Source organism: Methylobacterium sp. WL103 (genome assembly GCF_008039885.1).
Lineage (GTDB): Bacteria > Pseudomonadota > Alphaproteobacteria > Rhizobiales > Beijerinckiaceae > Methylobacterium > Methylobacterium cerastii.
Genome location: NZ_VRUX01000155.1, coordinates 1 through 8,312, shown reverse-complemented (window position 1 = coordinate 8,312; position 8,312 = coordinate 1). Strand labels below are relative to the sequence as shown.

Sequence of the window (8,312 nt, the reverse complement as noted above, 5' to 3'; positions counted from 1 at the left end):
GGTCGAGGGCGAGCCGCCGCTCGGACCCGACCCGCGTGATCCGGGCGCCGCCCTGCGCGCCGATGGTTTCGCCGGCGGAGAAATCGAGGCGGGCGTTCCACGCATCCAGCGTCCCGCGCCCGTCGAGGTCGAGGTCGACCGGCGGGGCGCCGGGCATGTTTAGGCCCTTGGAGAGCAGGCCGCCGGCCGGCTCGTTCAGGGCCGCCTTCACCTCCAGGCGCTCGCCCTGCGGCACGAACAGCAGCTTGAGGCCGAACCGGCCGCCGGCATCCTGGCGCTGCACCGCGGCGTCGAGGTCGAGCCCTTCGGACGGCGCGCCGAGTTTCGCCCGGCCCTTGGCCGAGAGCCGCGCCGGCTGGCCGGCGATGCCCTCGCCGAGCACGAGGTCGGCCAGGGAGAAGTTCTTGATCTCGACCTTGACCGGAAGGTCCGGCAGCAGGGTTCCGTCGGGCTCCGGCGTCGCGACGACGGCGGCGGGCACCGGGCGCCGCAGCACGTCGAGCCTGCCGACCTCGAGGGTGTCGACCTCGAGCCGGCCGGACAGGAGCGCGAGGCGCCGCCAGACGATGCGCGCCCGGTCGAGCTTGAGCCAGACTCCGTCGCGGTCGCTGATCGCCACGTCGCGGATGACGGCGTCGGACGACAGCGCGCCGTCGACCGCGCCGATGGCGACGCGCGACGACGGGGTCGAGAGCGCCCGCGAGAGCAGGCCGCCGAGCACGGTCTTCTCGGCCTCGTCCGCGGCGTGGGTGACGGCTGCGGGAGCGGAAAGCCCGACGACGAGGAGCGAGGCGGCGAGCGCGACGCGCGTTCCGCCCTGCCCCACGGGACGGCGGATCCCTGCACGGCGCAACGCCGCCGGACCGAGCGCGGGCCCCCTCTCCCGGCCGGGAGAGGGTCGGGGTGAGGGATGAGAAGTGTCCGGAGCGGTCACGCCCCTCGCCCCAGCCCCCTCCCCCTGGGAGAAGGCGCCGCGTCGCGTGTCCCAGATTCCCATCAGAACGACTGCCCGAGGCTGATGTAGAGCGCGACCGGGCGCTCGTGGTTGCCCTTGATCCGGTCGAGCGGGAGGGCGACGTCGACGCGGATCGGGCCGATGCCGGTGTAGTAGCGAAGCCCGAGGCCCACCGCGGTGCGGATGCGTTCGTCGAAGTCGGGGAGCGAGCCGGCGAACGCGGTGCCGGCATCGAAGAACGGCACCACGCCGATCGTGTCGGTGATCTTGATCCGGGCCTCGAACGAGGCTTCCAGCAGGCTCCGGCCGCCGACCGGCAGGTTGAACGGCCCGCGCGGCCCGAGCGTGCGATAGGGGAAGCCGCGCACCGAGCCGCCGCCGCCGGCGAAGAACCGGATGTTGGCCGGGATGTCCTCCAGGCTGGCGCCGGAGATCGAGCCGAAGCCGAGGCGGCCGGCGAGGATGTAGCGCGCCTCGTCGTCCAGCGCGTAGTAGGTCGAGCCCTGCGCCTTGGCGACGAAGATCGACGGATCGGAGCCGAGGAAGCCGGCATAGGGCGTCGCCGAGGCGGTGAGCCGGACACCCTTGGTCGGGTCGAGCAGGTTGTCGGTGGAATCGTAGGACACCGAGACCGGGATGCCGACCAGGCGGTAGTCGACCTTGCCCAGCGCGTCCTGGGCGCGGCCCGCCTGCCCCTCGACGCCGACCTGCGCGTAGAACGTGTCCGAGAAGCGGTGGCGGACGCCGAGCGTCCCGCCGGCGGCGTCGGCGACGTAGCTCTGCTGCGCCTCGCGGCCGGCGAAGAGGTTGGCGATCAGGTCGTTGCGGGTGCCCCAGAGCGCCGGCTTGACGAAGGTGGCCGACAAGCGCCCGCCGAGCCCGTTCGACTCGATGCCGGCGAGCTTGCGCTGCGTCGCGTAGAGGTCGTTGCCGAGGTAGAACAGGTCGGCGTCGAGGCGGATGGTCTCGCCGCCGCCGAACAGGTTGCGGTTGGCGTAGGTCGCCCGGATGCCGGGGCCGTCGACGGTGGAGTAGCGCGCCGAGACGCCGATCAGGTTGCGGTCGCGCTCGGTCACGTCGACGAAGATCGGCAGGTTGCCCTGCCCGTCCAGCGCCTCGCCCTCGCGCACCCGCACCGAGCCGAGGCCTTCGACCTTCACCAGCGCCCGCCGCATGTCGGAGAGCGCCTTGGGCGAGTACGGGTCGCCCGGCTCCGCGTAGATGAAGGAGCGCACCACCGCCGGGTCGATGTCCTTCGTGCCGCGCACGGCGACCGCGCCGAGGCCGGCGCGCGGGCCGGGGTCGACGGTGAAGGTCACGTCCATGACGTGGGCGGCGTCGTCCACGACGGGATCGCGCGACACCACCTTGGCGAAGGGGTGGCCGCGCTCGCGGAAGCGGTCGACGATCTTCGCCTCGCGGGCGAGCACCAGGCTGGAGCGCGCCGGGGTGTCGTCGTCGACCCGGGTGAAGCGCGGCGGCAGCACGTCTTCGGGGAAGGCCTGCCCCTGCGGATCGCGGACAGTGACGGTGCGGATCGTGTAGAGCGGCCCGGCATCGACCGCGATGCGGACCGGGACCAGGGCGCGGGCGCGCTCGGATTCCGCGGCGCGGGCGGCGGCGATCAGCGAGGCCTCGCCGCCGAGCACCACCTCCTCGATCCGCACGGTGACGCGGCCGGCGTAGTAGCCGTAGCCGGAGAGCGCGTCGGGCAGGCGCCGGATGTCGGCCTCGGCGCGGCGCACCAACCCCTCCCCGTCCGGCGGCGGCTCGCGGCGCAGGCGGTGCAGGGTCGAGGTGTCCTCCAGCGTCTTCTCCAGGTCCGAATCGTCGGTGCCCTGGATCTTGAGCGCGTAGGGCAGCGCCGCGGCGCTCGGGGCCAGGGGTTCCTCCTCGGAGCCGAACAGCCCGAACAGGTCGAAGGCCGCGGCCGGCGCGGCGGACAGCGACAGGCCGGCGGCGACGATGGAGCTGAGGACGGCGCCGGCCCGAGCGCCGTCGCGCGTGCCGTTCCGAACGCGCGGTCGGTCCCGGTTGCGTCGCGTCACGCCCGGCGGCCGGCCGTGCGCTGCAGGTTCGCGGCGTGCGAACGATCCGTCGCGATCATTTCGAAGTCCCCCCGTTGCCGCGATGCCGATCATGCCACGGCAGGCCTTAAGGAAGGCCGCCGCCGGTCCCCCGCCCGAGCCGGATCCGGGGTCGATCGGGCGCGGGGTCGATCGCCAGGACCCCATCGCGCACGCGGTCGAGCCTATCTGCCCGGGCCGGCTGCGGCAACCTTCGGCGGGCGCCGCGACGGTCGGCGCCACCGTTGGCCGCACTCTTGTCAGACGCCCGGGCGCGACCTACCTCTGCGACTGCGTCGATGCTTGCCGGCCGCCGCCGGGTTGCTCCGCCCGCTGTCCCTTTAGCCTCTTGCAAGGGCGTTGCTTCGACTGACATTCCATCTCGACATCCATACTCCCTCGCCCATCCCCACGCGTGGACAGCCGCTCGGGCCGGCGGGGTCAACACATCTGATACGACGGAGGTAGGCGCCATGAGCACGGGCACCGTGAAGTGGTTCAACGAGACCAAGGGTTACGGCTTTATCCAGCCGGATGACGGCGGCAAAGACGTGTTCGTCCACATCTCGGCAGTCGAGCGCGCCGGCATGCGCAACCTGATCGAGGGCCAGAAGCTCTCCTACGAGATCGAGAACGACAAGCGCACCGGCAAGCAGTCGGCCGGGAACCTCCAGGCTGCCTGATCCGACGGACGACGCCTCCGGACTTGAAGTCCGGGGGCGTCAACCTAGTCACTTGCTGTCACGGCGCTGCGGCATTTCCGCATCCGTGGCTGGATTTGGGTGGCGCGACGACGATTTCCGCGCTTCGTCACGATTTCCCGATGACGTCCAGGTTGCATGCCGGCAAGCGCTCGGTCATTGGCTTTTTCGATCCGCCGCAGGGCGGAAGACGCTTTGCTGCAGGGCCCGTTCCCCCGGCCCCGTCCCACGGATTGATCCGGCGCGGACGCTCCCGAAACCCCGAAGTGAGACACCGTACGAGAAAGGTCAGATGAGCGCATTCGACTATCGCAATTTCGACGACCGCCGTCAGCATTCCGCAGCCGCCAAGGCTGCCCTGCTCGCCAAGTTCAAGGCGCGCCCCCCGGCCGACGACCCCGAGATGATCGCCAAGGCCAAGGCCCGCGCCGAGCTCGTCCAGGCCCGCGAAACCCGCACCCGTGAGCGCGAGGCCGCCCGCATCGCCGCCGAGAAGCAGGCCGCGGAAGAGAAGCGCGCCCGCGAGGAGGCCGAGCTTTCCGCTCAGATCGCCCGCGAGGCCGCCGAGGCCGCCGCGCTGCAGGAGCGCAAAGCCTCCGAGCTCGCCGCGAAGAAGGAACTTCGCGATGCCCGCTACGCCGCCCGCAAGGCCAAGGTGAAGACCAAGCGCTGAATCCCGGACGCGCCAGCGCATCCGGCCGCCACACGACGCCGTCCGTTAGCCGCGGACGGCGTTGCCGTTTTCCGAGGAGGGCAAGCCGCCCTGTCCGTGGATGCCGAAGGAAAATCATGATCGCGCGGGACGTCCGACATCGTGCGCGCTGGGCCGCGATCTGCTTCACCGTCCTGCTCGTGACGCCGGCCCACGCGGAGCCTGACGACCGGATCGCCGCCTGCGACACGCTCGTCTCGCTGCGCCTTCTCGCGACGGCCAATCCCGATCGCGCGGCCGCCCTCGCCGCGGCCGCCGGCCGGCCCGGATGCAAGGCAGTCTCCCGCGCGGACGTCGGGGCCGTCGAGCATCGCGCGATGATCGGTGGCGCGCCGTTCGAATGCCTCGCCGTGAAAGGCGAGTCGGCCTGCCTCTGGGTCCAGCCTTAGTGACCAGACATTCGGATGGTCGAAGCCACGGCTCGCCGTGGCGGCGAGCGCATCGGGGGCTCGGGCCGAACCGCCGATCCGGCTTCGAGGACGCCGCCGGCATGCGCTGGTCGAAGCCGATGACTTCAACACGCAAGCATCGCCGGCGCCGTCGCCGACGCGATTCCGGGCGTCAGGCGCTCAGCGGCGCGCCGATGCGGGCGCGGAGCTGGAGCCGCAGGTTCTCGTTGGCCAGGTTCTCGTGGGCGTTGCCCTCGGCGTCGAGGGCCGACATCAAGCGGAGGAGTTGGCTGATCGGCGTGGCGCGGCTCTGGACCGCCTCCGCGATCCGCTCGTGGAGGGGCCTGTCGATGCAGGGGATCCAGGTCTGTACGCTGGTCTCGGCCGTCTGTTGCATGATCCGCCCCGTCCTCAGAAGGATCCCAGGAAGTTCCGGCGGGGTGGCTACGCCTTTCGCGCCGCCGGCGCCAGCCTTATCGCGCGCTGTCCGTAGCCGGCGCGAGACTGCGTCGCATCCCGGCCACACGCATGCCAGGAATGCGGGGACAAGAGTGGGCAAGCTGGCGAATCACCCGTCGCCGGGCTTGCGTTTCGCCAGGGGCGAGGCCTCGAAATCCGCGAGCAGATGCTCCGGGCTGCGGTAGATCGCGATGCAGCCGGCGGCCCGCAGGTCGGCCTCGGGGAAGCCGCCGCACAGGAGCCCGATCGTGGCGAGCCCGGCCTTGCCGGCGGCCTGCGCGTCGTAGGGCGTGTCGCCCAAAACCACGATCTCGCTGCGATCGACGTCGTCGAGCCGCTTCAGCGCCGCCTGGAAGATGTCCGGATGGGGCTTCGAGCGCTCGGCGTCGTCCGAGCTGGTGGCCGCGTCGACGAGGTCCTCGATGCCGAGCACCTTCTGGTAGTGCTCGACCTCGCTACGCTTGCCCGAGGAGGCCAGCGCGATGGTCGTGCCGTCGGCGCGAAGCCGCTCGAACAGGGCGCGCACCCCCGGAAACGGCTTCACCCGGTCGCGGTAGTCCCGCTTGAACAGGTCGGAGCGGTAGGCCTCGATCGTCTCGCCCTGGTCGCGAAGCTGCGCCTCCGACAGGAAGACCGGCATCAGCTCGTCGCCGCCCTTGCCGATCTGGCTGCGGACCTCGGCGAAGTCGGTCTCCACGCCGAAGTGGCGGAAGGCCTCGACCCAGGCTTCCGCGTGGAGGTCGACGCTGTCGAGCAGCGTCCCGTCGATGTCGAAGATCGCGGCTTTCATCGGATCAGCGCGGAATCGGGACGAGGCGCAAGCCGTCGTCGGGCAGCAGGTTGCGGGTGGGGCCCCCGGTCTGCTGGCCGCGGCCCTGCTGATAGTAGGGCAGCTCCGGCCGCCGGTCGTTGTCGCCGCCGGAATCGTAGGCCCAGGCCGGCTGCCAGGGCGCGCGCCCGCCGACGGTGATCGGCACGGTCTCACCGAGGGGACCCGCCGCCGGACGGTCGCGGTAGACCTGCGCCTGCGCGGTGGCCGGGACGGCGAGCAGGGCGAGGAGAAGGCCGGCTGTGCGGAGTGTCATCGGATCCTCGTGACGGAACGGGCGGCGCGCGCGCGGCGCGCTCGCGCCTTCACCGGCAAATGCGTCTCGTCGGACAACGGTACAGCTTCGCCCCCGTTCCACGCCGCGTGTCGGAGCCTCAGCCCGCCGGAGCGTCGGTGCGCGGGTGGACGCGCCAGACGTAGACGCACAGGATCGCCACCGGCACGCCGAGCAGCGCCGTGCCGACGAAGAACCAGGCGAAGCCGACATCCTCGATGATGAAGCCGGAGGCGCCGGCGAGCAGGCTGCCGGGGAGCGCACAGAGCGAGGTGAGCAGCGCGTACTGGCTCGCTGCGTGCTCGCTTGAGGCCAGCGACGACATGTAGGTGATCAGCACGATCGAGGCGAAGGCGTAGGCGAAGCTGTCGATGCTGACGGCGGCGGCGAAGGTCCAGAACGCCCCGCCCCCGTCGCCGCCGTGGATCGCGAGGTAGGCGAGCGCGAGGTGCGAGGCCGAGCCGAACACGGTGCCGGCGACGAGGCTCGCCAGGATGCCGATCCGCGGCACCACGAAGCTCGCCAGGAACGTGCCGGAGAGCGCGACGCCGAAGCCGAACAGCTTGGTCACCGTGGCGATGTCGGTGTTGGAGTAGTGCAGGCTCTTGAACAGCGGCATCGCCATCGCGCTCGACACGTAGCCGGGCATGCGGAAGCCCGCGACCATCACGAGGATCGGCACCGCCATCGGCCCGAGCCGCGTGATCAGCTCGCGGATCGGCGCGATCACGGTCTCGACGAAGCCGGCGCGGGCTTGGGAATTGACATGGGCGGCGTTCCGATCGGATTCCGGCTCCGGCGCCATCAGCGCCGCGATCATGCCAGGCGCCATCAGCACGGCCATGCACAGGTAGGCGGCGCGCCAGCCGTAGGCGTCGGAGAGGTAGAGCGCGCCGGCGCCGGCCGCGAGGTTGCCGACCCGCCAGCCGACCTCGGCGAAGGACGACATCAGCGCCTGCCGCTCGGCCGGCGCCACGGTGATGCGCCAGCCGTCGATCACCACGTCCTGCGTCGCGCCGGCGAATCCCAGCGCCAGCGAGAACACCACCGTCCAGGCGAGCCAATGCGCCGGGTCGCCGAAGGCGATGCCGGAAAGCGTCAGCGCCACGCCGGCTTGCGTGGCGACGATCCAGCCGCGCCGCCGGCCGAGCCAGCGCCCGAGGATGGGGGCGTCGTAGCGATCGAGGAACGGGGCCCAGAGGAACTTGAACTTGTAGGCCAGCGTCAGCTCGCTCAGCAGCCCGAGGATGCCGATCGGCACCTTGGCCTCCGCGAGCCAGGCCGACTGCGTGACGTAGACCAGCAGGAACGGAATCCCGGAGCTGAAGCCGAGCCCGAGCATCGCTGCGATGCGCCGGTCGGCGAGGTGGCTCAGAAAGGACGGCTTGGCGGATGCGGGCGCGGCGGCCCCGCTCCCGGCGACGGCGTCTGGCATGCGGACCAAAACCCTGCTCTCGGAAAGACGCGAACCCGTCCCGCGCGGCCGAAGCACCGGGTATCCCGCATCCGACGCCGTCCGAGAAGGGCGAGGACGGCGACAAGAGCCCTTCGAACGATCAAGAGCCGTTCGAACGACAAGGGCCCTTCGAACGGCGAGAGCCCGCCCCTCGGGCGAGGGACGGGCTCTTGCGGTCGACGTCGAAGGGCCGTGCGGCGCCTCAGTGCAGGCTGGCGCCCGTGGCGGCGCGGGCGGATTTCGGCTTGGCGGCGAGGCCGGCGGCGGCGAGCGCCTTCGGAGTCTTGGGGGCCGCCGTCTTGGAAGCGGGGGTCTTGGGGGCTGACGTCTTGGAGGCCGAAGCCTTGGTCGCGGTTGTCTTGGCAGATATTGTCTTGGCAACCGGCTTCGCGGCGACCTCGGCGGGCTTCGCGACGGCCTTGGCGCGGCTGGCGCGGGGCTTGAGGGTCTTGGCCGGGCTCGGCGCCAGGC

General features: G+C 71.5%; 8 protein-coding genes and 2 pseudogenes. 3 read left to right on the top strand and 7 right to left on the bottom strand.

Annotated features, from left to right (window positions below):
• Together FV222_RS11730 and FV222_RS11725 are read right to left on the bottom strand one after the other, a co-directional pair.
• Positions 1-826, bottom strand: a pseudogene (locus FV222_RS11730) (hypothetical protein); the annotation flags it as partial.
• 170 nt (positions 827-996) lie between these two features.
• A complete protein-coding gene (locus FV222_RS11725) occupies positions 997-2,922 on the bottom strand; it encodes an autotransporter assembly complex family protein (RefSeq protein WP_246685429.1) in 1,926 nt (641 codons plus the stop codon).
• 572 nt (positions 2,923-3,494) lie between these two features.
• Between FV222_RS11725 and FV222_RS11720 the strand changes: the two genes are divergently transcribed.
• The 3 genes from FV222_RS11720 (at position 3,495) to FV222_RS11710 (ending at position 4,823) form a co-directional block, all read left to right on the top strand.
• Positions 3,495-3,704, top strand: coding sequence for a cold-shock protein (locus tag FV222_RS11720; RefSeq protein ID WP_147752522.1), 210 nt, complete (start codon positions 3,495-3,497; stop codon positions 3,702-3,704).
• Positions 3,705-4,014: 310 nt separating this feature from the next.
• A complete protein-coding gene (locus FV222_RS11715) occupies positions 4,015-4,395 on the top strand; it encodes a DUF6481 family protein (protein ID WP_147752521.1) in 381 nt (126 codons plus the stop codon).
• A 116-nt stretch (positions 4,396-4,511) separates the two neighbouring features.
• On the top strand, positions 4,512-4,823 hold the full coding sequence (locus tag FV222_RS11710) for a hypothetical protein (protein WP_147752520.1): 312 nt from the start codon (positions 4,512-4,514) through the stop codon (positions 4,821-4,823).
• Between the two features lie 172 nt (positions 4,824-4,995).
• Here FV222_RS11710 and FV222_RS11705 read toward each other — a convergent pair whose 3' ends face one another.
• From FV222_RS11705 to FV222_RS29555, 5 genes and pseudogenes are all read right to left on the bottom strand, one after another.
• Positions 4,996-5,220 (bottom strand): hypothetical protein, encoded by a 225-nt coding sequence (locus tag FV222_RS11705; protein WP_147752519.1) that lies wholly within the window; start codon positions 5,218-5,220, stop codon positions 4,996-4,998.
• Positions 5,221-5,391: 171 nt separating this feature from the next.
• Entirely contained in the window at positions 5,392-6,072 is a 681-nt protein-coding gene (locus tag FV222_RS11700) for an HAD family phosphatase (protein ID WP_147752518.1), read from the bottom strand.
• 4 nt (positions 6,073-6,076) lie between these two features.
• Entirely contained in the window at positions 6,077-6,367 is a 291-nt protein-coding gene (locus tag FV222_RS11695; protein WP_147752517.1) for a hypothetical protein, read from the bottom strand.
• 118 nt (positions 6,368-6,485) lie between these two features.
• Positions 6,486-7,820 carry an MFS transporter gene (locus FV222_RS11690; protein ID WP_147752516.1) on the bottom strand — a complete coding sequence of 445 codons (1,335 nt, stop codon included), beginning with the start codon at positions 7,818-7,820 and terminating at the stop codon, positions 6,486-6,488.
• Between the two features lie 223 nt (positions 7,821-8,043).
• Positions 8,044-8,312 (bottom strand): annotated as a pseudogene (locus tag FV222_RS29555) (hypothetical protein); the annotation flags it as partial.

Bases quoted from the DNA above. Each gene is read 5' to 3' on its own strand.
- FV222_RS11705 (WP_147752519.1), bottom strand. From the start codon at position 5,220: ATGCAACAGACGGCCGAGACCAGCGTACAGACCTGGATCCCCTGCATC.
- FV222_RS11690 (WP_147752516.1), bottom strand. From the start codon at position 7,820: ATGCCAGACGCCGTCGCCGGGAGCGGGGCCGCCGCGCCCGCATCCGCC.
- FV222_RS11715 (WP_147752521.1), top strand. From the start codon at position 4,015: ATGAGCGCATTCGACTATCGCAATTTCGACGACCGCCGTCAGCATTCC.
- FV222_RS11720 (WP_147752522.1), top strand. From the start codon at position 3,495: ATGAGCACGGGCACCGTGAAGTGGTTCAACGAGACCAAGGGTTACGGC.
- FV222_RS11700 (WP_147752518.1), bottom strand. From the start codon at position 6,072: ATGAAAGCCGCGATCTTCGACATCGACGGGACGCTGCTCGACAGCGTC.
- FV222_RS11710 (WP_147752520.1), top strand. From the start codon at position 4,512: ATGATCGCGCGGGACGTCCGACATCGTGCGCGCTGGGCCGCGATCTGC.
- FV222_RS11695 (WP_147752517.1), bottom strand. From the start codon at position 6,367: ATGACACTCCGCACAGCCGGCCTTCTCCTCGCCCTGCTCGCCGTCCCG.